General features: G+C 58.7%; 22 protein-coding genes and 1 pseudogene. 9 read left to right on the top strand and 14 right to left on the bottom strand.

Going from position 1 to position 22,569, the window contains the following annotated elements; all coding sequences use genetic code 11:
• Positions 1-16: 16 nt before the first annotated feature.
• From tauA to AC1RQB_RS20220, 4 genes are all read right to left on the bottom strand, one after another.
• Positions 17-994 (bottom strand): taurine ABC transporter substrate-binding protein, encoded by a 978-nt coding sequence (gene tauA, locus AC1RQB_RS20235; RefSeq protein ID WP_063341945.1) that lies wholly within the window; start codon positions 992-994, stop codon positions 17-19.
• A 291-nt stretch (positions 995-1,285) separates the two neighbouring features.
• Positions 1,286-2,869 (bottom strand): glutamate--cysteine ligase, encoded by a 1,584-nt coding sequence (gene gshA, locus AC1RQB_RS20230; protein WP_063341946.1) that lies wholly within the window; start codon positions 2,867-2,869, stop codon positions 1,286-1,288.
• Between the two features lie 268 nt (positions 2,870-3,137).
• Complete coding sequence (locus AC1RQB_RS20225) at positions 3,138-3,521, bottom strand: PaaI family thioesterase (protein ID WP_008076564.1); 384 nt, start codon at positions 3,519-3,521, stop codon at positions 3,138-3,140.
• Positions 3,521-5,845, bottom strand: a complete 2,325-nt coding sequence (locus AC1RQB_RS20220; RefSeq protein WP_008076563.1) for a Tex family protein — start codon at positions 5,843-5,845, stop codon at positions 3,521-3,523. The genes AC1RQB_RS20225 and AC1RQB_RS20220 overlap by 1 nt, the downstream gene beginning before the upstream one ends.
• A gap of 361 nt (positions 5,846-6,206) precedes the next feature.
• Here AC1RQB_RS20220 and ompR point away from each other — a divergent pair, with 361 nt between their 5' ends.
• On the top strand, positions 6,207-6,947 hold the full coding sequence (gene ompR / locus AC1RQB_RS20215) for an osmolarity response regulator transcription factor OmpR (RefSeq protein WP_007903084.1): 741 nt from the start codon (positions 6,207-6,209) through the stop codon (positions 6,945-6,947).
• 114 nt (positions 6,948-7,061) lie between these two features.
• A complete protein-coding gene (locus tag AC1RQB_RS20210; protein ID WP_063341947.1) occupies positions 7,062-8,375 on the top strand; it encodes an ATP-binding protein in 1,314 nt (437 codons plus the stop codon).
• Between the two features lie 126 nt (positions 8,376-8,501).
• On the opposite strand, the gene rimK is transcribed toward AC1RQB_RS20210, so the two are convergent.
• Both rimK and rimB read right to left on the bottom strand, forming a co-directional pair.
• Positions 8,502-9,407, bottom strand: a complete 906-nt coding sequence (rimK, locus tag AC1RQB_RS20205; RefSeq protein ID WP_007903081.1) for a 30S ribosomal protein S6--L-glutamate ligase — start codon at positions 9,405-9,407, stop codon at positions 8,502-8,504.
• Entirely contained in the window at positions 9,404-9,883 is a 480-nt protein-coding gene (gene rimB, locus AC1RQB_RS20200; RefSeq protein ID WP_007903080.1) for a retropepsin-like aspartic endopeptidase RimB, read from the bottom strand. The genes rimK and rimB overlap by 4 nt, the downstream gene beginning before the upstream one ends.
• A gap of 214 nt (positions 9,884-10,097) precedes the next feature.
• On the opposite strand from rimB, the gene AC1RQB_RS20195 reads away from it, so the two are divergent.
• The 3 genes from AC1RQB_RS20195 to AC1RQB_RS20185 all read left to right on the top strand — a co-directional run bounded on the left by AC1RQB_RS20195 (position 10,098) and on the right by AC1RQB_RS20185 (position 13,354).
• The gene (locus AC1RQB_RS20195; RefSeq protein WP_007903079.1) at positions 10,098-10,505 is read left to right on the top strand and encodes an RNA-binding S4 domain-containing protein; all 408 of its coding nucleotides are present in this window, start codon (positions 10,098-10,100) and stop codon (positions 10,503-10,505) included.
• 225 nt (positions 10,506-10,730) lie between these two features.
• Positions 10,731-11,633 (top strand): Hsp33 family molecular chaperone HslO, encoded by a 903-nt coding sequence (gene hslO, locus AC1RQB_RS20190; RefSeq protein WP_063341948.1) that lies wholly within the window; start codon positions 10,731-10,733, stop codon positions 11,631-11,633.
• Between the two features lie 179 nt (positions 11,634-11,812).
• On the top strand, positions 11,813-13,354 hold the full coding sequence (locus AC1RQB_RS20185) for a phosphoenolpyruvate carboxykinase (RefSeq protein ID WP_063341949.1): 1,542 nt from the start codon (positions 11,813-11,815) through the stop codon (positions 13,352-13,354).
• Positions 13,355-13,488: 134 nt separating this feature from the next.
• Here the strand turns inward: AC1RQB_RS20185 and AC1RQB_RS20180 are convergent.
• From AC1RQB_RS20180 to AC1RQB_RS20155, 6 genes and pseudogenes are all read right to left on the bottom strand, one after another.
• Positions 13,489-13,671: pseudogene (locus tag AC1RQB_RS20180) on the bottom strand (DUF1493 family protein); the annotation flags it as partial.
• A 79-nt stretch (positions 13,672-13,750) separates the two neighbouring features.
• Positions 13,751-13,933 (bottom strand): YhfG family protein, encoded by a 183-nt coding sequence (locus AC1RQB_RS20175; RefSeq protein ID WP_063343910.1) that lies wholly within the window; start codon positions 13,931-13,933, stop codon positions 13,751-13,753.
• Between the two features lie 127 nt (positions 13,934-14,060).
• Positions 14,061-14,360, bottom strand: coding sequence for a hypothetical protein (locus AC1RQB_RS20170; RefSeq protein WP_063341950.1), 300 nt, complete (start codon positions 14,358-14,360; stop codon positions 14,061-14,063).
• Between the two features lie 322 nt (positions 14,361-14,682).
• Positions 14,683-14,865, bottom strand: coding sequence for an antitoxin PaaA2 family protein (locus tag AC1RQB_RS20165; RefSeq protein ID WP_063341951.1), 183 nt, complete (start codon positions 14,863-14,865; stop codon positions 14,683-14,685).
• 78 nt (positions 14,866-14,943) lie between these two features.
• Positions 14,944-16,071, bottom strand: coding sequence for a hypothetical protein (locus AC1RQB_RS20160; protein WP_063341952.1), 1,128 nt, complete (start codon positions 16,069-16,071; stop codon positions 14,944-14,946).
• A 116-nt stretch (positions 16,072-16,187) separates the two neighbouring features.
• Positions 16,188-16,466, bottom strand: a complete 279-nt coding sequence (locus AC1RQB_RS20155) for a hypothetical protein (protein ID WP_008005212.1) — start codon at positions 16,464-16,466, stop codon at positions 16,188-16,190.
• A gap of 311 nt (positions 16,467-16,777) precedes the next feature.
• Here AC1RQB_RS20155 and AC1RQB_RS20150 point away from each other — a divergent pair, with 311 nt between their 5' ends.
• From AC1RQB_RS20150 to AC1RQB_RS20135, 4 genes are all read left to right on the top strand, one after another.
• Positions 16,778-17,272 carry a hypothetical protein gene (locus AC1RQB_RS20150; RefSeq protein ID WP_063341953.1) on the top strand — a complete coding sequence of 165 codons (495 nt, stop codon included), beginning with the start codon at positions 16,778-16,780 and terminating at the stop codon, positions 17,270-17,272.
• 422 nt (positions 17,273-17,694) lie between these two features.
• Positions 17,695-19,629 (top strand): RecQ family ATP-dependent DNA helicase, encoded by a 1,935-nt coding sequence (locus AC1RQB_RS20145; protein ID WP_063341954.1) that lies wholly within the window; start codon positions 17,695-17,697, stop codon positions 19,627-19,629.
• Positions 19,630-19,857: 228 nt separating this feature from the next.
• Positions 19,858-21,084 carry a 3-hydroxyacyl-CoA dehydrogenase gene (locus AC1RQB_RS20140; protein ID WP_063341955.1) on the top strand — a complete coding sequence of 409 codons (1,227 nt, stop codon included), beginning with the start codon at positions 19,858-19,860 and terminating at the stop codon, positions 21,082-21,084.
• A gap of 177 nt (positions 21,085-21,261) precedes the next feature.
• Positions 21,262-21,693: an acyl-CoA thioesterase gene (locus AC1RQB_RS20135; RefSeq protein WP_063341956.1), complete on the top strand. Its 432-nt coding sequence runs from the start codon at positions 21,262-21,264 to the stop codon at positions 21,691-21,693.
• A 69-nt stretch (positions 21,694-21,762) separates the two neighbouring features.
• Here AC1RQB_RS20135 and AC1RQB_RS20130 read toward each other — a convergent pair whose 3' ends face one another.
• Both AC1RQB_RS20130 and AC1RQB_RS20125 read right to left on the bottom strand, forming a co-directional pair.
• Positions 21,763-22,251: a glycine zipper domain-containing protein gene (locus tag AC1RQB_RS20130; RefSeq protein WP_063341957.1), complete on the bottom strand. Its 489-nt coding sequence runs from the start codon at positions 22,249-22,251 to the stop codon at positions 21,763-21,765.
• A gap of 93 nt (positions 22,252-22,344) precedes the next feature.
• On the bottom strand, positions 22,345-22,569 hold a 225-nt coding region (locus AC1RQB_RS20125), incomplete at its 5' end, for a hypothetical protein (protein WP_493095022.1).

The raw sequence follows: 22,569 nt of genomic DNA, 5'->3' as shown, positions 1-22,569 counted from the left end.
CGCGGTTAACTCCCGATCAATGGGTGATGTATTTGGCGCTGACGTACGGCGCGTAGTCCGGCAGCACGGCCTCGACCTTGCCCTGTTCCTTGAGGAACACGGCGGTGTCGGTGATGGCCTTGGTAGTCGGCGCGCCGAGGGTGAGCACCTGATCAGCCGCGAGCGGGAAGACGTTGCCTTGCAGCAGCAATGGAATGTCGCTGGCCTTGGCACCGGAGAGCTTCACCAGTTTGTCGACATTGCTTTGGTTGGCCAGCCAGGCTTTCGGGTCTTTGCGGTAGTCGGCGTAGGCATCGAGGGTCACTTTGGCGAACGCGGTGACGATTTCCGGGTGCTTCTGGGCGAAATCCTTACGCACGATCCAGGCATCGAAAGTCGGTGCGCCGAACTTGGCCAACTCGCCCGAGGTGATCAGCACTTTGCCGTTCTCCTTGGCCACGCCGAGGGCAGGGTCCCAGACGTAGGTGGCGTCGATATCACCGCGTTTCCATGCAGCGATGATTGCTGGCGGCGCGAGGTTGAGCACGGTGACTTTCGACGGGTCGATGTTCCAGTGTTTCAGCGCGGCCAGCAGGCTGTAGTGGCCGGTGGAAACGAACGGTACGGCGATTTTCTTGCCGATCAGGTCTTGCGGGGTCTTGATCCCGGAACCATCTCGCGCAACCAGCGCTTCGGCAGCGCCTATCTGAGTGGCGATGAGGAAAGTTTCCACCGGGACTTTTCGGGTGATTGCCGCCGTCAGGGGGCTGGAACCGAGGTAGCCGATTTGCACATCGCCGGAAGCGATGGCGGCGATGATGTCGGCGCCGTTGTCGAATTTGCGCCAGTCGATGTTGGCGTTGGTGGCTTTTTCGTAGGTGCCGTCGGCTTGGGCGACTTTGGCCGGGTCAACGGTGGTCTGGTAGGCGACGGTCACGTCTGCCGCCTGAGCCAGGAAACTCGCCGAAGCCAGAAACGCGGCGGCCAGAAGGCGAAGAGGAGAAGTCAGTTTCATCGGGAAAGCTCCTTGTCAGGCGACCGAGAGTCGGCGTGAAAAGGAGACTAAATGATATAAGAATCAGAAAATAAATAACTTTTTCGAATTACCTTATGAGCGGAAAATTCTAAGGGAGCATAGTTGTTTATCGATCGTTCCCACGCTCCGCGTGGGAATGCAGCCGGTGACGCTCCGCGTCACCTGGACGCGGAGCGTCCCTTGAGGCATTACCACGCAGAGCGTGGGAACGATCATAAAACCTGTAGGAGCGAGGCTTGCCCGCGAAAAGGTCCGAAGGACCTTCAGAGATTAGTTACTGATCGCCAGAATACTCGCCTGATACGACCCGACAAACACATCGAAATCGCCGACTTCGTTCTGCTCAAGCTCCATCTGCTGAGCCAGCGACGAACGTGCCAACTCTTCAAATCTAGCCTGTTCTTCGCCAGAAAGCGGCTCGCTGCGGAAAAATTCCGCGTGCACCTGACTCTGACGCAAGGAGAACTGAGCAAAGCTTTCCTTGTGCTCGGCCATCGCCGCCAACACCTGGGCCGATGGCGTCAGGGACGAGTCCTTGACCTTGGCCAGCTGTACATCCAGTGCCTTGCTGTGAGCATCGCCGCCATGGCTCTGATCCAGCAATGCCGCTAATGGCGCAATCTTTTCCAGCAATTCGCCGGCCCATTCCTTGAGGTCTACCGGGAGCCCGTCGCGTTGCAATTGCAGGCCCGGACGACGACCTTCCTTGACCACGCTGAGGAAGTTCGAAGTCGCGTTGCCGCACGAGGTACTGGTCAGCAGCGGGCTGTCGTTCAGCGCGCAGTACAGCAGGAACGCATCAAGGAACCGCGACTCGGTGAGGTCGATGCCCATCGGCAGGAACGGGTTGATGTCCAGGCAGCGCACTTCGACGTACTGAATGCCACGGGCCACCAGCGCCTGAATCGGCCGTTCGCCGGTATAGGTCACGCGTTTCGGGCGAATGTTGGAGTAGTACTCGTTTTCGATCTGCAGGATGTTGGTGTTGAGCTGAACCCACTCACCGTCCTGGTGCGTACCGATCTCGACGTACGGCGGATACGGCGTGGCCACGGCTTTGCGCAGGCTGTCGGTGTAGCTGGTCAGATCGTTGTAGCACGGCGTCAAACCGGCCTGGGCGTTGCTCTGGTAACCCAGATCGCTCATGCGCAGGCTGGTGGCGTACGGCAGGTACAACGTGTCCGGGTCCAGTTGTTCCAACTGATGCGAGCGACCGCGCAGGAAACCGGCATCCAGCGCAGGCGAGGCACCGAACAAATACATCAGCAGCCAGCTATAGCGACGGAAGTTGCGGATCAGCGCGATGTAGGCCGACGACTGATAGTCGCGGTCGGTGCCGTCAAAGCCTTCAGCCTCTTTGAGCAGGGGCCAGAGCTTTTCCGGCAGGGAAAAATTGTAGTGGATCCCGGCGATGCACTGCATGGTCTTGCCGTAACGCAACGCCAGACCCTTGCGATAGACGTACTTGAGCTGCCCGATGTTGGAGGTGCCGTAATAAGCGATCGGGATGTCTTCCTCGGCCGGCAACGGGCACGGCATCGATGGACTCCACAGGTACTCGTTGCCGAGCTTGCTGTAGGCAAAACGGTGAATCCTGTCCAGGCTCGCCAGCATCTGCGCCGGGTCTGGCAGGGCAGGCGTGATGAACTCCAGCAGCGACTCGGAATAGTCGGTGGTGATCTGTTCGTTGGTCAGCGCGGAACCCAATGCTTCCGGGTGCGGCGTTTGCGCCAGGCGACCTTCGCTGGTTACGCGCAGGCATTCACGTTCGATGCCGTGAAGGCACTGTTCGAGCAGAGAGAGGTTAGCGCGCTCGCCGAGCAGAGCCAGGCGGCGGTTGAGAAGTTCGCTCAAGTTGGATTCCTTCACGCGTCAGTCGCCCCAATATGGGGGTGGGCAAGACGGTCTACAAGGGTGAAGTTAAAACTGGCGTTTTCGCCTGGTTTTTGGGCTGCGCCAGTCAGCCAATGATTGGGTCGCCACAGTCCACTGTGGGAGCGGGCTTGCTCGCGAAGGCGGTGTATCAGGCGACATTTATGTTGACTGACACTCCCTCTTCGCGAGCAAGCCCGCTCCCACAGGTTTTGTAGCGTCGAAATTAACTCAAATCGAGGTTAGGTAGCTACAGGACAGCGAACGTGCCTTGTGCTTTTGCGACCAGTTTGTCGCCTTGCATCACGTCGGCTTCGACCACCAGCGTGCGGCGGCCCGGATGGATCACCCGTGCCGTGCACATCACTTCACCGTCGGCGACGGCGCGGATGTAGTTGATCTTGCACTCGATGGTCGCGCTCTGCTGGTCAAAGCCGTGGGTGCTGGAACAGGCCAGCCCCATGGCAATGTCCACCAGACTGAACAAAGCGCCGCCGTGCAGTTTGCCGCCGCGATTGCGCAGTTCTGGCTCAAGCGCCAGGGCGACTTGCGCCACCCCGGTTTCCAGGCTGTGCAAGCGACATCCCAGCAGCTTGAAAAACGCGCTTTCGGTCAAGCCGGCCGGGATCTCCATCAGCGTTTTTTCAACTGTTTGGCGTTGGCGAACAGCGAGGCCATGGCGTTGTTGGCCGGGGCTGCTGCCGTGGTTTCCTTGCGCGGGGCGGTGTTCTGCGATTGGCGTGGTGCCGAACCCGGACGCGCACCACGGGCACCGTCGATTTTCTCGCCCGGGGTGTCGCTCATGCGCATCGACAGGCCAACGCGTTTGCGCGGGATGTCGACTTCCATGACCTTCACCTTGACCACATCACCGGCCTTCACCGCTTCGCGCGGATCCTTGATGAACTTCTCCGACAGCGCGGAGATATGTACCAAACCGTCCTGATGCACACCGATGTCGACGAAGGCGCCGAAGTTGGTCACGTTGGTGACCACGCCTTCGAGGATCATCCCCAGTTGCAAGTCCTTGAGGTCTTCGACGCCTTCCTGGAACTCGGCGGTCTTGAACTCGGGACGCGGGTCGCGACCGGGTTTTTCCAGCTCTTGCAGGATGTCGGTGACCGTCGGCAAGCCGAACGTTTCGTCGGTGTACTTCTTCGGATCGAGACGTTTGAGGAAGCTCGCGTCGCCGATCAGCGAACGAATGTCGCGATCGGTTTCGGCGGCAATGCGCTGCACCAGCGGATAGGCTTCCGGGTGAACCGCGGACGAATCCAGCGGGTTGTCGCCGTTCATTACACGCAGGAAGCCTGCGGCCTGTTCAAAGGTTTTTTCACCCAGACGCGCGACTTTCTTCAACGCCGCACGGGTTTTGAAGGCGCCGTGCTCGTCGCGGTGGCTGACGATGTTCTGCGCCAGGGTCGCGTTGAGGCCGGAGATGCGCGCCAGCAGTGCCACGGAAGCGGTGTTGACGTCGACGCCCACGGCATTCACGCAGTCCTCGACCACCGCGTCCAGGCCGCGCGCCAGTTTCAGCTGCGACACGTCGTGCTGGTACTGGCCAACGCCGATGGATTTCGGATCGATCTTCACCAGCTCAGCCAGAGGATCCTGCAAGCGACGGGCAATCGACACCGCGCCACGGATCGACACGTCGAGGTCCGGGAATTCCTTGGAGGCCAGTTCCGACGCCGAGTACACCGATGCACCGGCCTCGGAGACCATGACTTTGGTCATCTTCATGGCTGGGTATTTTTTGATCAGCTCAGCGGCGAGCTTGTCGGTTTCACGGCTGGCGGTGCCGTTGCCGATGGCGATCAGGTCCACCGAATGCTTGGCGCACAGGGCGGCGAGCACGGCGAGGGTCTGGTCCCACTTGTTGTGCGGCACGTGCGGGTAAACCGTGGCGTGATCCAGCAGCTTGCCGGTGGCATCGACCACGGCGACCTTGCAGCCGGTGCGCAGGCCCGGGTCGAGGCCCAGGGTGGCGCGCGGGCCGGCCGGGGCCGACAGCAGCAAGTCGTGCAGGTTGTGTGCGAACACATTGATTGCTTCGGTTTCTGCGCCGTCGCGCAACTCGCCCAGCAGGTCGGTTTCCAGGTGAGTGTAGAGCTTGACCTTCCAGGTCCAGCGCACCACTTCGCCCAGCCATTTGTCGGCGGCACGGTTCTGGTTCTGGATGCCGAATTGCTGGCCGATCATGCCTTCGCACGGGTGCATGGTGCCCGGCAGTTCATCGCCGACTTTCAGCGCGGAACTGAGAATGCCTTCGTTGCGGCCACGGAAAATCGCCAGCGCGCGGTGCGATGGCATGCTTTTCAGCGGTTCGTCGTGTTCGAAATAGTCGCGGAACTTGGCACCTTCCTCTTCCTTGCCAGCAATCACGCGGGCACTGAGGGTGGCTTCCTGCTTGAGGTAGTTACGCAGCTTGTCCAGCAGGCCGGCGTCTTCGGCGAAGCGCTCCATGAGGATGTACTTGGCGCCTTCAAGGGCGGCTTTCACATCGGCCACGCCTTTTTCGGCGTCGATGAAACGCGCGGCTTCGGCTTCAGGGTTCAGGGTCGGGTCGTTGAACAGGCCGTCGGCCAGCTCGCCGAGGCCGGCTTCCAGGGCGATCTGGCCCTTGGTGCGGCGCTTCTGCTTGTACGGCAGGTACAAGTCTTCGAGACGGGTCTTGGTGTCGGCGAGTTTGATGTCGCGTTCGAGTTGCGGGGTCAGTTTGCCCTGCTCTTGAATGCTGGCGAGGATGCTGATCCGCCGTTCGTCGAGTTCTCGCAGGTAGCGCAGACGCTCTTCCAGATGACGCAACTGGATGTCATCGAGGCTGCCGGTCACTTCTTTCCGGTAGCGGGCGATGAAGGGAACGGTAGACCCTTCATCGAGTAGCGCGACGGCCGCTTCGACCTGTTGTGGGCGTACACCGAGTTCCTCGGCGATGCGGCTGTTGATGCTGTCCATAAAACCACCTGACAAATTGTGAAAGCAGGCTCGCAGGCGCAGAGATAAAGGCTCGGCGAGTCTGGTTGAGCGGCCTGGCGTGCGCCGCTACCTGAGCCAACAGGCTTCCCGTTGACCCGTGAAATCGAACAATTACTGCCAGCGCCATGAAAAAAAAAGCGGCTGCTTACAGTAACGATCAGACGTTGCCTGACACAAAAGGCCGCGCATTATAACCAGCGTTCTGTCCCTTCGGGGGCATCGCGGGTTGTAGGCACAATGCCCGGTTTTCTGGCGGTGAAGGAAAAATCTGCTAACAATGCACACGGTGCGTATAACGGCAGCTACGCCATAATGCGCGCCGAGATCAAAGGAGCATCCAATGAGCAGCACTGCAAACATTGCTGAAGGCGAAAAAATTCTTATTGTTGACGACGATCCCGGGCTGAGCAGCCTGCTGGAGCGTTTTTTCGTCAGCAAGGGCTACCGTGCCCGCGCCGTCCCGAACACGGAACAAATGGACCGCCTGCTGGCGCGTGAAGTGTTCAACCTGGTCGTCCTCGACCTGATGCTGCCTGGCGAAGACGGCCTGACCGCTTGCCGCCGCCTGCGCACAGCGAACAATCAGATTCCGATCATCATGCTGACCGCCAAGGGCGATGAGCTCAGCCGCATCAAGGGCCTGGAACTGGGCGCCGACGATTACCTGGCCAAGCCGTTCAACCCGGACGAGCTGATGGCTCGGGTCAAAGCGGTTCTGCGTCGTCAGGCGGCTCCCGTGCCGGGCGCCCCAGGCAGCGAAGACGAAAGCGTGACCTTCGGTGACTACGAACTGTCCCTGGCCACCCGCGAACTCAAGCGCGGCGACGAAGTGCACATGCTCACCACCGGTGAGTTTGCGGTGCTCAAGGCGCTGGTCATGAACGCGCGTCAGCCACTGACCCGCGACAAGCTGATGAACCTGGCCCGTGGCCGCGAGTGGGATGCCCTTGAGCGTTCCATCGATGTGCAGATCTCCCGTCTGCGCCGGATGATCGAGCCCGATCCATCCAAACCACGCTACATCCAGACTGTCTGGGGCGTGGGTTATGTGTTCGTTCCGGATGGCGCCGCCACGAAGTGATTGGTGATTTGTAGGAGCGGGTCTTGCGGGCAAGGGGTCAGATGACCTTTCCCGCAGACCCGTGATCCGCAATATGCGAGCATGCTCGCTCCTGCAAGTGTGTAGCGGTTACTCATGAAAACCCCTGTTTGGTTCCCCCAGAGCTTCTTCTCCCGCACCCTGTGGCTGGTGCTGATCGTCGTCCTGTTCTCCAAGGCGCTGACCCTGGTTTATCTGTTGATGAACGAAGATGTGCTGGTGGATCGCCAATACAGCCACGGCGTCGCCCTGACGCTGCGTGCCTATTGGGCCGCCGACGAAGAAAACCGCACCAAGATCGCCGATGCCGCGACCCTGATTCGGGTGGTGGGGGCCGGTGTGCCGGAAGGCGAACAACACTGGCCCTACAGCGAGATCTACCAGCGCCAGATGCAGGATGAACTGGGCGCCGACACCGAAGTGCGATTACGCATGCACTCACCACCGGCGCTGTGGGTGCGCGCACCCAGCCTGGGCGATGGCTGGCTGAAAGTGCCGTTGTATCCGCACCCATTGCGCGGCCAGAAAATCTGGAATGTGCTCGGCTGGTTCCTCGCCATCGGCCTGCTGTCCACCGCCTCGGCGTGGATTTTCGTCAGCCAGCTCAATCAACCGCTAAAACGCCTGGTCTATGCCGCGAGGCAACTGGGTCAGGGCCGCAGCGTGCGCCTGCCGATCAGCGATACACCGAGCGAAATGACCGAGGTTTATCGCGCCTTCAACCAAATGGCTGAAGACGTCGAACAAGCCGGTCGCGAGCGAGAACTGATGCTGGCCGGGGTCTCCCACGACCTGCGCACGCCCCTGACCCGTTTGCGGCTGTCCCTGGAACTGATGGGGGCCCACAGTGACCTGACAGACGACATGATCCGCGACATCGAAGACATGGACGCGATTCTGGATCAGTTCCTGGCCTTCATTCGTGACGGACGTGATGAGTCGGTGGAAGAAGTGGACCTGAGCGATCTGGTTCGCGAAGTTGCCGCGCCATATAACCAGAACGAAGAGAGAGTGCGCTTGCGCCTGGAACCGATCCAGCCGTTCCCGCTGCGGCGGGTGTCGATGAAACGATTGCTGAACAACCTCATCGGCAATGCCTTGCATCACGCCGGCAGCGGCGTCGAAGTGGCGGCTTATGTGTCCGGGGATTCCAGTGCGCCGTATGTGGTATTGAGCGTCATGGACCGTGGCGCGGGAATCGACCCGTCGGAGCTGGAGGCGATCTTCAACCCGTTCACCCGTGGCGATCGGGCCCGGGGCGGTAAGGGGACCGGGCTGGGGTTGGCGATCGTGAAGCGGATCGCTTCGATGCATGGCGGGAATGTCGAGCTGCGCAACCGCTCCGGTGGCGGGCTGGAAGCGCGGGTGCGGTTGCCGCTTGGGTTGATGTTGCCGCGGGATGCCGTCTAATCCGATCGTTCCCACACTCTGCGTGGGAATGCCTCTTCGGACGCTCCGCGTTCGACTCTGGAGGGGACGCGGAGCGTCCCGGGCTGCATTCCCACGCAGAGCGTGGGAACGATCACCGAGTCAGCTTCAGCCTTTACCTTTGGTCCGCGTCATATTCGGCCCGCCATTCTTCTCCAGATGCTCAATGATAATCCCCGCCACATTCTTCCCGGTGGTGGTTTCAATCCCTTCAAGCCCCGGTGACGAGTTCACTTCCATCACCAGCGGGCCATGATTGGAGCGCAGGATATCCACCCCCGCCACCGCCAACCCCATGACCTTCGCCGCTCGCAACGCAGTCATTCTTTCTTCCGGTGTGATCTTGATCAGGCTCGCACTGCCACCGCGATGCAGGTTGGAGCGAAACTCCCCCGGCTTGGCCTGGCGCTTCATCGCCGCGATCACCTTGTCGCCAACCACGAAACAACGAATGTCCGCTCCGCCGGCTTCCTTGATGTATTCCTGAACCATGATGTTTTGCTTCAGGCCCATAAAGGCCTCAATCACCGATTCCGCCGCCGTGGCCGTTTCACACAGCACCACACCGATGCCCTGAGTGCCTTCCAGCACCTTAATCACCAGCGGCGCCCCGTTGACCATCTCGATCAAGTCGGGAATGTCATCCGGAGAGTGGGCAAAACCGGTGACTGGCAAACCGATCCCCCGGCGCGACAGCAATTGCAGCGACCGCAGTTTGTCTCGCGAACGGGCAATGGCTACCGATTCGTTGAGCGGAAACACCCCCATCATTTCGAATTGGCGCAGCACCGCGCAGCCGTAAAACGTCACCGATGCACCGATCCGCGGGATCACTGCATCGAAACCCTCCAGCGGTTTGCCACGGTAGTGGATCTGCGGCTTGTGGCTGGCAATGTTCATGTAGGCGCGCAGGGTGTCGATCACCACCATTTCATGGCCACGCTCTATACCGGCTTCGACCAGACGACGGGTGGAATACAGACGCGGGTTCCGCGACAGCACAGCGATCTTCATGCAACACCTGTGGAGAAGGTAGATACCGGGAACACCGGCTTGTCTTGTACATATTTGATGCCCGGATTGACCACCAACTGGCCGTCGATCAGGGCTTTTGAACCGAGTAACAGGCGATAACGCATGGACTTGCGGCAGGCAAGGGTGAACTCGACCCGCCAGACCCGATCACCGAGGGCCAGGGTGGTGCTGACCACATAGCGCATCTGCGCATGGCCGTTGGAGCTTTTAATGGTTTTCCTCGTTACCAGCGGGGCTTCGCAGCGCCGGTGCCGCAGTTGCACCACCGTGCCCAGGTGCGCAGTGAAGCGCACCCACTGTTCACCGTCGCGCTCGAACGGCTCGATGTCGGTGGCATGCAGGCTGGAGGTGCTGGCGCCGGTGTCGATTTTTGCCCGAAGGCCAGCGACTCCCAAATCCGGGAGCGCCACCCACTCGCGCAGACCGATAACGGTCAAATGGTCAAATGTCTTCAAAAGTGCTCAACCGGCAAAAACCGCTCAGACCGCGTGCGGCCGAATTCGCGGTATTCACGCAGAATAATGGGTAAAAGGCGACAGATATCTACTGCCCGAATTTCCATCCCTCAATGTGCGGGGGAATGCCTGCATTCTAATCCACAAGGTGGTGATTCATGGCACGACAGAAACGGTAGTACAGTTCATCGATATTTCAGAATGAGGTCATCCAATGGCACAAAAAAGCGAAGAGGACGACAAGGTCCGTCTCGATAAATGGTTGTGGGCCGCGCGTTTTTATAAAACACGTGCCTTGGCCAAGGCCGCGATTGAGAGTGGCAAGGTGCATTGCCGGGGTGAGCGCTGCAAGCCAGGCAAGGAGCCGAGGGTCGGCGATGAGTTTCAGATTCGCACCGGCTTCGAGGAGCGCACGGTGGTGGTCCAGGCGCTGTCGATCGTGCGTCGTGGCGCGCCGGAGGCTCAGGCGCTGTATGCCGAAACCGAAGCCAGCATCGCCAAACGTGAAGCGGCTGCGGCCATGCGCAAGGCCGGGGCGTTGGGCGTGAGCACCGATGGCAAACCGAGCAAGAAGCAGCGCCGGGATCTGTTCAAGTTTCGCGGTAACAGCAACGACGAGTAGTGATCGCCGTCGGGCACAGACTTGCAATCGCGCACCTGTGCAGCCATATGGGTGTACTCGACAGCGGCAAAATGAAAATACCGTTCGTCGAAAACCGAGGTTTGACCTTGCTTGGAACAACCCCGGATTGTTCATAAAATGCCCTTACGGCTGAACTTTTCCCGCCCCAAAATGCGGAAATGACGCGATTTTTCTTTTTTGTCACCCTTTCAGATACCCAGACCTATGACCAATCTATCGGATAACGACTACACCCAACGCTTCATCTTCGATGACAGCGACACCCGCGGCGAGCTGGTTGGGTTGGAGCGTAGCTATGCCGAAGTCCTCGCCAAACACGCCTATCCGGAGCCGGTCGCGCAATTGCTGGGCGAGCTGATGGCGGCGGCAGCGTTGCTGGTTGGCACCTTGAAGTTCGATGGCTTGCTGATTCTGCAGGCCCGTTCCGAAGGCCCGGTGCCGTTGCTGATGATCGAGTGCTCCAGCGAGCGCGAAATTCGTGGCCTGGCTCGTTACGAAGCCGACCAGATTGCCCCGGATGCGACCCTCGCCGACCTGATGCCCAATGGTGTCTTGGCGCTGACCGTCGACCCGACTCAGGGCCAGCGCTATCAGGGCATCGTCGATCTCGACGGTGAAACCCTGGCCGATTGCTTCACCAACTACTTCGTCATGTCCCAACAAACCAATACCCGCTTCTGGCTCTACGCCGATGGCCGTCGTGCCCGTGGCCTGTTGCTGCAGCAATTGCCTGCCGACCGGCTGAAAGACGAAGAGGAACGCGCCGCCAGCTGGCAACACATCACCACGCTGGGCGGCACGCTGACCGCCGATGAATTGCTGAGCCTGGACAACGAAACCGTGCTCCATCGCCTCTATCATGAAGAACAGGTGCGCCTGTTCGATGTGCAGAAACTACGCTTCCATTGCAGTTGCTCCCGGGAACGCTCGGGCAATGCGCTGGTCAGTTTGGGTCTGGAAGATGCTCAGAAGCTGGTCGTCGAACATGGCGGCCGCATCGAGATCGATTGTCAGTTTTGCAACGAACGTTACCTGTTCGACGCAGCCGATATCACCCAATTGTTTGCGGGTGCAGGGGTCGATACGCCGTCAGATACCCGTCACTAAAACGTTTCAGTGCAGGTAAATTCACTGCTTAACGCCGGAATAACGCCGTTCTGACGGGAGGGCCCTACACTTTTTGGGCTTTTCTGGCATAATCCGGCCCACTTTTTTCGCGGTAGTAGTGCACGACTTTCTACTACAAAACGTTTGGAGCACTCGGCCACTGGCCGACGGGGAACCTCATGACGCAAGCCAATAACGCCGTGTACACCGATCTGAGTGTTGATGATCTGGTTAAAGAAGCCCTGAAGCGCGGTGAAGGCGAGCTTGCCGATACCGGCGCGCTGGTTGTTCGCACCGGTCACCGTACCGGCCGTTCGCCAGTCGATCGTTTCATCGTTGAAGAGCCGACCACCCAGGACGCCATCGCCTGGGGCCCGATCAACCGCAAGTTCCCGGCCGACAAGTTCGATGCCCTGTGGGCTCGCGTCGAGGCCTTCAACAACGCGCAAGAGCATTTCGTTTCCCACGTGCACGTAGGTGCTGCCGAAGAGCACTACCTGGCCGTGAAGATGACCACCCAGACTGCCTGGCAGAACCTGTTCGGTCGTTGCCTGTTCATCAACCCGGCCCAGTACAACCCGGCTGGTCGTGAAGAGTGGCAAGTTCTCAACGTCGCCAACTTCGAATGCGTGCCAGAGCGTGACGGCACCAACTCCGATGGCTGCGTGATCCTCAACTTCGCCCAGAAGAAAGTGCTGATCGCCGGCATGCGCTACGCCGGTGAAATGAAGAAAGCCATGTTCTCGGTGCAGAACTTCCTGCTGCCGGCCGCCGACGTGCTGCCAATGCACTGCGCTGCCAACATCGGTGAAGCGGGCGACGTGACCCTGTTCTTCGGTCTGTCGGGCACCGGCAAGACCACCCTGTCCGCCGATGAAAGCCGTTACCTGATCGGTGACGACGAGCACGGCTGGGGCGAGGGAGTGGTGTTCAACATCGAAGGCGGTTGCTATGCCAAGTGCATCGACCTGTCCGAGAAGAACGAGCCCGTCATCTGGAAAGCCATCAAGCACGGTGCAGTCCTGGAAAACGTTGTGCTGGACGACGCCAAGAAGGCTGACTACGCCGACGGCAGCCTGACCCAGAACAGCCGCGCAGCCTACCCACTGGAGCACGTCGAGAAGCGTTCCGAGAAGAACCTCGGTGGCGAGCCAAACGCTGTGATCTTCCTGACCTGCGACCTGACCGGCGTTCTGCCGCCAGTGTCGATCCTCAGCGAAGAACAAGCGGCCTACCACTTCCTGTCCGGCTACACCGCTCTGGTGGGCTCGACCGAAATGGGTTCCGGCAGCGGCATCAAGTCGACCTTCTCCACCTGCTTCGGCGCACCATTCTTCCCGCGCCCGGCCGGCGAATACGCAGAACTGCTGATCAAACGCATCCGCGGCTTCGGCTCCAAGGTCTACCTGGTCAACACCGGCTGGACCGGCGGCGGCTACGGCGTCGGCAAACGCTTCAACATCCCGACCACCCGTGGCGTGATTGCAGCGATCCAGAGCGGCGCGTTGATCGGTGCTGAAACCGAACACCTCGACACTATCAACCTGGACGTGCCACTGGCCGTACCGGGCGTTGAGACTGGCCTGTTGAACCCACGTAACACCTGGGCTGACAAGGCTGCTTACGATGAAGCTGCTAAAGCGTTGGCTGGGTTGTTTGTTGAGAACTTCAAGAAGTTCGACGTGAGCGACGCGATCAAGGCTGCTGGGCCGAAGTTGTAAGTATCGGTAGTGGTTTGAGGTAAGAGAAAGCCGCCCTTTGAGGGCGGCTTTTTTGTGGGCGCGATTCGGACCATCAGAAATACAACTGCCATTATTCCAGCTGAAAAAGCGTTAAACAGCCAGAATAATGCCACTTACGCGTTCGAACAGATGCCTTCCAACTTCTCAGTGTCCCACCGTTGCACCTTGATCGCGTTGTAGAGCATTCCGATAGTCAGCGGGACTTTGTCGCCACGACCCTTGGCCCGACGCTTGAGAAACACATCAAACCCTTCCGGCTGAAAGTAGCGATAGGCGTCGTAGTCCACGAAGTCGATGCTCACCGGGAAGAAATTCGATAGCCCTGACTACCTGTTTTTTTTGTCTTGTAGCGCATGAAAAAGTGGGAACTCCCTGTCAGGGCTGACGTTGGATTTTGTCTTGTCGGTATTTGGCAAGCGCTTCTTCTCGAGTAGGCAGCGGTTTTTCGAGGTCTGTCGGTGACGTGTCGAAGCCTGCGAGCCGCAAGCTGGCCAAGTAGTTTGAGCGGCGCATTTTTTCGTAGTGAGCTGATTTTTGTCTGAACGTTAATTCGCTCATCGCGGTTGTCTCGGGTTGCGAGTGTTCGATCATCGCCATGGGTGACGCTCTGCGTTCCAAGAGCCGAACGCGGAGCGTCCGTGGAGGCATTCCCACGCGGGAGCGTGGGAACGATCTTCACCCGGTATCAGCTTGGTGCTTTCCAGTTCAGCATGCGTTGCTGGGCAACCTTGAGCAGGTCGCAGCCGTCCTGCGTCAGCAGGTAAAGCGCGTGGGTGATGTGGGGAATGTCTTCGATGTCGCCGTGTTTGAAGCAAACGCAGTGCAGGGTTTTGAGGAGATCACTAGAGGCTCGGATTCGCTGGAGAGCGGCTTCAAGGATGTCTTGGGGATTGGCCTCTGTGTCGATGATCAGGGGCGGGGTATCGGTGAGGTTGGTTTGCAGCGGTAGATAACGATCGTTTGTGAGCGGATTCCATGTATTCATTTTATGTATTCCCAATGCATCAGATGAAAGCACCGCCATCGTGACCAAGCGATGGAGGCGGACTGTGTTCGGGTTGGTCAACCGGAGGAATACATAAGACCGGCACGCCTTAAGGCGTCCCAAACACAGCCACCATATAGCGTGCAGACACTGAGGTGCCGGCAGCATACAACGGACGCGTTTATGTATTCCATCGGGTGACCAAGCCCGAGCCGCTGATTTGGCAGCGACAGTCACGACTATAGATTTGAGCTACAGGGCCGCGATAGTCGACAAGGAGCCTTCTGTTGTAGGAACGGGATGAAGCTTTGATAGGCCGTTACTACCGATCTGCCGACCGCTTCAACAAGTCGCGTTTTTTTGCCATCAGACGCCTGGCTTCATCATCCGGAATACTCGGTCGAGGATCATCGATGCTGGCCTGTGCCTGCTGAATGAACCATGCCTCGTATGCCGCATTGTCGATTTGCGCCTCAGAGTCATTGTCGCGCGTTTCATCCGTCATTCAACTTCACCTCTACATCAGTTTTTTGAACTCCCGCGCCCACCACAGAAGTGCTTTCACCCTGCGCCGCACACCCGATCAACAAATATGCTGATACGCCGCAACATCCAGCACGCTGGTCGTCAGCCCAGTCGCCGGTGTATAGACCGTGCCTTTCACCGCAGAGAAGTTGACCCCTTTGCTGCCCAGCGAAACGTAGCGTTCGCCTTGATCCAGTTCGGTGAAGTAGGTGTAGGAGTAATTGTGCATCAGCCGGTACTTCGCTTCGGCGTCGACCATGGCTTTGCCAAGGTTCTGCAGATCGGCCTGGGTCAGGTTCAATGACTTGTCCAGTTGCACGCCCCAACGCTGAAGGCGGACTTCGGCAAAATGGCGGACGAACCGGCCTGGCTCGGCCAGGGTTTTCGGGCCGCTGACGCCGTCGGGGGAGGCGTTGCCTGCCACGGTGGCGTGACGGCCGGGTATGGGGTAAATGTGGGTTTTGGTGCCGGTGGCAGTTTGCGGGATGACGCAGCAGAAGCCTTTCGAGCGTTCGTCCCGGGCATAGAAACCTACGTATTCTTTGACGTTGGCACCGAGTTTGACTTTGTCGTCCTGGAAGTTGCCAATGCCAGGCACCGGATCAATCGCAAAGATATTTACCGGAATGTTTTTAAGTGCGGTGTCCTTGAGCATGGCGTTGGCCAGCATGTGGCAACTAATGCCGCCGCGACTCCAGCCCACCAGGTTTACTTGGGTGGGAATAACGCCGTCCTTGCGGAAGGTTTTAATGATCTGTTCTTGCAACGCCTGCTGGGTCACGCTGCGATCGCCATAGTTATATTTGCGCCAGAACCACGAGCCTTCAACTTTTACGTCTTCGATGGGAATGCCGGCCGCTTTGAGGCGGTTGTATTCTTCTTCGGTCAGTTGCTCGCGCTGCCAGTCACACTGCCCTTTGATGATGTTGATCGCGTGTTGGACGTTTTGCTCCCAGCCTTTGCCGAACAGTGTGCCGCTGAGACCGTACTCCTCGGATTTGGTAAAGAGATCGTCGGCTTGCAGATTACCGCTGCCGGGACCATCGACCACGATCCATTCGGCGAACTCTCGACCAAGATGGTGGGAGGCAAGTGTCGATACCAGTTCGCCGTCCCAGTAATTTGCATTAGTGGTGTCGAATTTAGTTGAGCCGGTACCGCAGAAGAAAATAGTTAATACAGTCATTTGTGTTGCCCTTGCTTGATATAAGAGCTGACACGCTAGTTTGTGCTGTTTGAATAGTGAAGTGATTAGTTGTTGCTGTTTTTGTGCAAGGTGTTAGTTATTGTTGTTTGAAAGTTTCACTTGATGAGTTGTTTGGCGGTTTCAAGAAGTTGGCAGCCATCCTGGGTCAGCAAGTAAAGCGCGTTGACGATATTGGGAATGTCTTTCACGTCAGCCTGTTTGAAGCACAGGCAATAGAGTGTTTCGAGCAGATCGCTGGCGGCGCGGATGCGTTGCTGGGCGGCATCGAGAATCTCGTGCGGATTGGCTTCGGTGTCGATGACCAACACAGGGGTATCGCTGTAGTTGGTTTTGAGTGGGCGATAACGGTCGGTTAGAGAGTTGAACGTGTTCATCGAGATCAGTCCTGTGGGAAGTCTGGCAGGCACGCCGGCGGGCCGACACAGTGTTTTCAGCCGCGTCGGAAACTATAGAGGGCGGCGGCGAGGCGTCGCAATAAGACGTAAATGGACGGGTTTTGTAGGGGGTTTACCGGCGCTATCGACCTTTGCCTACGCACGTTCCGACTATTTTTTAAGCTTTTCCCCCCAGAGGTCGATATTCCTACGGGATTGTCAGGCGTGGCGCACTGAACCTCCGTAGGGTGCGCGCCAGATTTTGTAGGACGTTTCGAAACGTCTGAGTCGACTCTTAAAGGGAATTAGGTATGCAATGGCTACGTATGGCCTCGATTTTGTTGTTATGGGCCGGTGTTTGGCGGATGGCGGGCGCTACCGATGCGGGTCATTCGCTGGCTCTCGAACACACCGGTTGGCCCGATGCCCTGACCACTCAGGCAGATGTCGACACTGCATCCCGCGCCGAGGTGTTGATGGTAGGCAAGGCGCTGCTGGCCAGCGAAGCACTGGATGAACAGGGTCTGAAACAGCGACTGGGTGTGCAGGCTGTGAAGCTCAAATCGGTCAGGCAAGTGCGTGAGGGGTTGTGGGATCGGTTGCTGGTCACCTACCACAATGCCAGTCAGGACTGCGACGGCGAACTCTTCTGCCCACGTGTGCGCAACGTCGCTGATTTGCGTCAGTTGGCGGCGGCGTTCACGGGCGAAATCAGCCCGGCTTATGCAGTTTGGGCGAGCAAGAGCCGGGTGTTTCATGAGCAGGCGCTGGATGAGCAGTTGCGGGTGGCGGTGTTGGTGCCGTAGCCACCCGACGTCAGTCAATCGATGACTAAGTCTGTGAGGCGCCGCCCAGAGTTGTGGGCGTAGCGAGGAGCGGAGGTTCGTCAGGGAGCTTCATGCACCCGCTCAGCAGCAGAGATGCAAAGACAAGGACAATGGGTAAAAACTGAGTGTATGGCATGGTTGTTCCTTCATAAGAATCCGCGTGCGGGCGTCCTGCCTTGATGAAAACTTCGCGGATGATGGTTTTTCTCGGGGTGAACCTTACCGGCTGACAGGGGCTGATGTCAGGGGGCAAAGTGCCTCGTTTGTTTCAATCCGTGGCGAAGGAATCAATGGGGTGACGCTGTATCATCCAGTATCGTTTTTACCCCCGACCTTTTCTCGACCCGCTGCGTTCGCCAGCTAGGCTTTGGGCTTCGCAGCGGTCAACGGAGTGACAGCTTATGCACAACACCCTGGAACAGGTTTTCGGTTACCCACAGTTTCGACCCGGCCAGGAGGCGGCGGTCAGTGCTGTGTTGGCCGGGCGCTCGGCGGCGGCGATTTTCCCGACCGGTTCGGGCAAGTCCCTTTGCTATCAACTGCCGGCCTTGTTGCTGCCGCACCTGACGCTGGTGGTCTCGCCTTTGCTGGCGTTGATGCAGGATCAGTTAGCGTTCTTGCAGCGCCACGGCATTGCGGCGGGCAGTATCGATTCGGCCCAGAGCCGCGATGACGCCAGCGATGTGATGGCCCGGGCAAAGTCCGGCGAGCTGAAGATTCTGATGATTTCCGTGGAGCGCCTGAAGAACGAGCGCTTCCGCCATTTTTTGCAGCAGGTGCCGATCTCGCTGCTGGTGGTGGACGAGGCTCACTGTATCTCTGAATGGGGTCACAACTTCCGCCCTGATTACCTCAAGCTGCCGGACTACCAACGCCAGTTCAACATTCCTCAGGCGCTGCTGCTGACCGCCACCGCGACACCCAAGGTGATCGCCGACATGCAGGCTAAATTCGCCATCGCCCCCGAGGATGTGGTGACCACTGGCTTCTACCGGCCCAACCTCAATCTGTTGGTGGAACCGGTACGCGGCCAGGACAAGCGACGACGCCTTGTCGAGTGGATGAGCCAGCGTCCCGGCCAGCCGAGTATCGTCTACGTCACCCTGCAGAAAACCGCTGAGCACATTGCCGAGCATCTGACCCGCAGCGGCATTCAGGCGGAGGCCTATCACGCCGGTTTGCCGCACGAACAGCGCGAAGCAATCCAGCGGCGGTTCATGGGCGGGCAATCCAACTGCATCGTCGCCACCATTGCCTTCGGCATGGGCATCGATAAAAGCGATATCCGCAATGTGGTGCATTTCGACCTGCCTAAATCCATCGAAAACTACAGCCAGGAAATCGGTCGCGCCGGGCGTGACGGGCAGCCATCCGATTGCCTGGTGCTGGCCAACCGCGACAGCCTCAACGTGCTGGAAAACTTCGTCTACGGCGACACGCCGGAACGGGACGGCATTCGTTGCGTGCTCGACGAGTTGCAAGCCACTGCGCCCGAGGGGCAATGGGAGTTTCTGCTGGGGCCTTTGGCCGATCAGAGCAACATTCGCCAGTTACCGCTCAAGACTTTGCTGGTGCAGCTGGAACTGCGCGCGATGATCGCCCCGCGTTATGCCTATTACGCCGAGTACCGCTTCAAGTATTTGCAGGAACCCGAAGCATTGCTTGCCCGATTTGAAGGTGAGCGAAAGGACTTCGTCTCGGCAATCATCCAGACCTCCAGTCGCGCACGGACTTGGGCCACGGTGAATTTCGATGCGCTGTATGAGCAGTATTCCGCCGAGCGCAGTCGGGTGGTCAAGGCGCTGGATTATTTCCAGGAAAAGGGCTGGGTCGAGGTTGAAAGCAAGCAGATGACCGAGGTCTACAGCCTGCTGCAAGCGGACTTTGATTCCCAAACCCTGAGCGCTGAATTGCACGCCTACTTCACCCAACACGAGCGCACCGAGATCGCTCGGATTCACGCCATGCTCGATCTGTTCGCGACTGACCACTGCCTGGGCTATCGCCTGGCGGAATACTTCGGCGACGAAAACGCACCGAAGCAGTGCGGGCATTGTTCCGTGTGTCACGGTCACGTGGCGCGGTTGCCGGCACCGCCAGAATTGCCAGCGCTTGTGGATAAAAATTTCGAGACGCTATGTGGTGATTTTATCCACAAGCACGAGCAGCACACGGGGAGTGCTCCATCGGCAGAGCGCGTCACACGGTTTCTGTGTGGGATCAGCGTGCCGCTGTTTACCAAGCTCAAGGCGCGCTCGATTCCGGGGTTTGCGGCGTTGGAGGATTATCCGTATCGCGACGTGCGCGACTGGTCCCAGTCGCACCTGCCAAGCTGAAGCACCGTCAATGTGGGAGCGGGCTTGCTCGCGAAGGGGCCATCAGATTCAACATTGATGTTGCCTGACACACCGCTTTCGCGAGCAAGCCCGCTCCCACAGGAATATCGGTGTTTTTGAAAGCTTATCCATCCCCTGAATGTCGCTCATCACAGGAATAAATTTCAAAAAAGCCCGGCGCCTGACTATGGTGAGGACTGTCTTTGGATCGCTAACAAGAGAACAACCATGAGCCAGACACCGTTCGATATTCAGCGCGCCGCCGTGATCGGCGCCGGCACCATGGGCCGTGGCATTGTCATGTGCCTGGCCAACGCCGGGGTGCCGGTGCAATGGGTCGATAACAATCCGCAGATGCTTGAGCAGGCACTGACCAGCGTGGCTGAGACTTACGCCCACAACGTGCGTCAGGGACGGATCGTTCAGGCCGAGGCGGATGCGCGCATTGCACGGGTGACGGCGGCTGCCGATTACGCGGCGATCCGCGATGTCGATCTGGTCATCGAAGCGGTTTACGAAAACCTCGAGTTGAAGCAGAAGATCTTCCGCGAACTCGACGGCCTGCTCAAACCTGAAGCGATTCTGGCCAGCAATACCTCGGCACTGGACATCGACGCGATTGCGGCTGCCACTCGCCGTCCGCAACAGGTCCTGGGCCTGCATTTCTTCAGCCCGGCGCACATCATGAAATTGCTGGAGATTGTGCGCGGCGCCCAGACGGAGCCGGCGGTGCTTGATGCGGCGCTAGAGCTGGGCAAGCGCATGGGCAAGGTCAGCGTGGTGTCGGGCAACTGTCATGGCTTCATCGGCAACCGCATGCTGCATCCCTACGTGCTCGAAGCGCGCAAGATGCTGCTGGAGGGCGCTTTGCCTTATCAGGTAGATGCGGCGCTGCAAGGTTTTGGTTTCGCCATGGGGCCGTTCCGCATGTACGACGTGGTTGGCATCGACCTGGAGTGGCGCGCTCGGGAGTTGGCTGGCAAAGGCCAGGATGCGCCGGAGGTTCAAGTGGACAACCGCTTGTGCGAGCTGGGGCGTTTTGGTCAGAAGAGTGGCGATGGGTATTACCACTACGAACCGGGCAGTCGTCAGGCTGAGCACGATCTGGAAGTCGATGCGCTGGTACTGGAAGTCAGCGAAGGGTTGGGGTTCCAGCGTCGTGAGATCGGCCCTGAAGAGGTTCTGGAGCGTTGTTTGCTGGCGCTGGTCAACGAAGGGGCGAAGATTCTTCAGGAAGGTATCGCGGCATCGGCGCATGACATCGACCTGGTCTATCTCAACGGTTATGGCTTCCCGGCGGACAAGGGCGGGCCGATGGCCTGGGCGGATCAGCAAGGGTTGGAAGATATTCATCTGCGGTTGTTGCAGCTTGAGACCAAGCAGGGCGATCACTGGGCGCCGGCGCGGTTGATTGGTGAACTGGTGGCAGAGGGGCGAGGGTTCGCTGACGTGTGATTTTATGTGGCGTCTGTGAAGGACCCTTCGCGAGCAAGCCCGCTCCCACAATTCGATCTCCAGCGAACACAGATTTTGCGCACGACTGAGATCCAATGTGGGAGCGGGCTTGCTCGCGAAGAACGATAACGCGGTTTTCGTTTTAGACTCGCTGTTCAACTCCAGGAACCAACACTGATGTCCAACCCGATGCCCCAACGCACCGACTACCCGCACTTCCAGCCCATCACCACACGCTGGCACGACAATGACACCTACGGTCACGTCAACAACGTCACCTACTACAGCTTCTTCGACACGGCGGTAAACACCTACCTGATCGAAGTCGGTGGCCTGGATATCCATGACGGTGAGGTGGTGGGGTTTGTGGTGAGTTCGGCCTGCGACTACTTTGCCTCTATCGCTTTCCCGGACCGGATCGAAATCGGCCTGCGGGTCGACAAGTTGGGCAACAGCTCGGTGCAGTACGAATTGGCGGTGTTCAAGGCAGGTGAAGATGATGCCTGTGCGGCGGGGCGCTTCGTGCATGTGTTTGTGGATCGGACCACGAATCAACCGGTGGCGATTCCTGCCGGATTGCGCGGGGCGTTGGAGCGACTGGCGATCTGAGAGGCAAAAAAAATCGCAGCCCGAGGGCTGCGATTTTTTGATCTACCGGTAAACGAGGCAATTCAAGCCTCAGTCGCGATAGCGATGTTTATGCTTGCGATGGCCATAGGCATGACCACGACCTGGATGGCCGCGACGGTAGTAACCACGATCGTCATCATCATAACCACGACGATAGCGACGATCATCGTCATCATCGCTCTTGTTGCCCATGTAGTTACCCAGCGCGCCACCGGCGCCGCCGCCTGCTGCGGAACCGATCAGGCTGCCGGTGGTGCCGCCCATGCTGCGGCCGACCACGTTACCGCCTGCTGCGCCCAGCGCACCGCCAATGGCGGCTTCGCCACGGCTGCGTTTGTCTGCGCCGACTGCGCTACCACCCGCGCCGCCCAAGGCCGCGCCAATGGTTGAACCTGTACTGCCGCCTAGCGATTGACCGACGACCGAGCCAAGAACCCCGCCCAATGCGCCGCCCACACCTGCTTCGGTGGTGCCGCCAGCAGAAGCGAAGCCACTGACCAGGCCAAGGGACAACAAGAGAATCGAGGAGAACTTCATAGAGGAACCTCAAGGGGATGACGGCGCGATCCTGAGGCTGTGTCCTGGTTGTGACAATAGAAATCCGACGAGTAACACGACTTGAGCACAATTCTATAAGTTACTGTTTTTTGGGCGGAACTTAAGTGTTTTTCGCCGGTCTTTAACTACTTCGCAAAGGCCGTTTTTATATAAAAACGGCCTTTTTTGTGGGCGATTGGAAAGTGCGGATCGGAAGAATTTGGTTAATGCTCTACCGCCATCGCGAGCAGGCTCGCTTGTATGGTAGGACTTGAAGGGAGGAGGAGGGACAAGGCTCGATTCTGACTGTTGACGCAG

The sequence above is a fragment of the Pseudomonas sp. GW822-FHT02E03 genome (assembly GCF_058802325.1).
This window is presented reverse-complemented; position numbering and strand designations above follow the sequence as displayed.

What these genes read in the sequence shown, in the direction of transcription:
- AC1RQB_RS20150 (WP_063341953.1), top strand. Translation starts at nt 16,778, where the DNA reads ATGCAATGGCTACGTATGGCCTCGATTTTGTTGTTATGGGCCGGTGTT.
- AC1RQB_RS20165 (WP_063341951.1), bottom strand. Translation starts at nt 14,865, where the DNA reads ATGACGGATGAAACGCGCGACAATGACTCTGAGGCGCAAATCGACAAT.
- AC1RQB_RS20225 (WP_008076564.1), bottom strand. Translation starts at nt 3,521, where the DNA reads ATGGAGATCCCGGCCGGCTTGACCGAAAGCGCGTTTTTCAAGCTGCTG.
- AC1RQB_RS20155 (WP_008005212.1), bottom strand. Translation starts at nt 16,466, where the DNA reads ATGAACACGTTCAACTCTCTAACCGACCGTTATCGCCCACTCAAAACC.
- AC1RQB_RS20160 (WP_063341952.1), bottom strand. Translation starts at nt 16,071, where the DNA reads ATGACTGTATTAACTATTTTCTTCTGCGGTACCGGCTCAACTAAATTC.
- tauA (WP_063341945.1), bottom strand. Translation starts at nt 994, where the DNA reads ATGAAACTGACTTCTCCTCTTCGCCTTCTGGCCGCCGCGTTTCTGGCT.
- AC1RQB_RS20195 (WP_007903079.1), top strand. Translation starts at nt 10,098, where the DNA reads ATGGCACAAAAAAGCGAAGAGGACGACAAGGTCCGTCTCGATAAATGG.
- ompR (WP_007903084.1), top strand. Translation starts at nt 6,207, where the DNA reads ATGAGCAGCACTGCAAACATTGCTGAAGGCGAAAAAATTCTTATTGTT.
- AC1RQB_RS20140 (WP_063341955.1), top strand. Translation starts at nt 19,858, where the DNA reads ATGAGCCAGACACCGTTCGATATTCAGCGCGCCGCCGTGATCGGCGCC.
- hslO (WP_063341948.1), top strand. Translation starts at nt 10,731, where the DNA reads ATGACCAATCTATCGGATAACGACTACACCCAACGCTTCATCTTCGAT.
- rimK (WP_007903081.1), bottom strand. Translation starts at nt 9,407, where the DNA reads ATGAAGATCGCTGTGCTGTCGCGGAACCCGCGTCTGTATTCCACCCGT.
- AC1RQB_RS20130 (WP_063341957.1), bottom strand. Translation starts at nt 22,251, where the DNA reads ATGAAGTTCTCCTCGATTCTCTTGTTGTCCCTTGGCCTGGTCAGTGGC.
- AC1RQB_RS20175 (WP_063343910.1), bottom strand. Translation starts at nt 13,933, where the DNA reads ATGAGCGAATTAACGTTCAGACAAAAATCAGCTCACTACGAAAAAATG.
- AC1RQB_RS20185 (WP_063341949.1), top strand. Translation starts at nt 11,813, where the DNA reads ATGACGCAAGCCAATAACGCCGTGTACACCGATCTGAGTGTTGATGAT.
- AC1RQB_RS20145 (WP_063341954.1), top strand. Translation starts at nt 17,695, where the DNA reads ATGCACAACACCCTGGAACAGGTTTTCGGTTACCCACAGTTTCGACCC.
- AC1RQB_RS20135 (WP_063341956.1), top strand. Translation starts at nt 21,262, where the DNA reads ATGTCCAACCCGATGCCCCAACGCACCGACTACCCGCACTTCCAGCCC.
- AC1RQB_RS20210 (WP_063341947.1), top strand. Translation starts at nt 7,062, where the DNA reads ATGAAAACCCCTGTTTGGTTCCCCCAGAGCTTCTTCTCCCGCACCCTG.
- AC1RQB_RS20170 (WP_063341950.1), bottom strand. Translation starts at nt 14,360, where the DNA reads ATGAATACATGGAATCCGCTCACAAACGATCGTTATCTACCGCTGCAA.
- AC1RQB_RS20220 (WP_008076563.1), bottom strand. Translation starts at nt 5,845, where the DNA reads ATGGACAGCATCAACAGCCGCATCGCCGAGGAACTCGGTGTACGCCCA.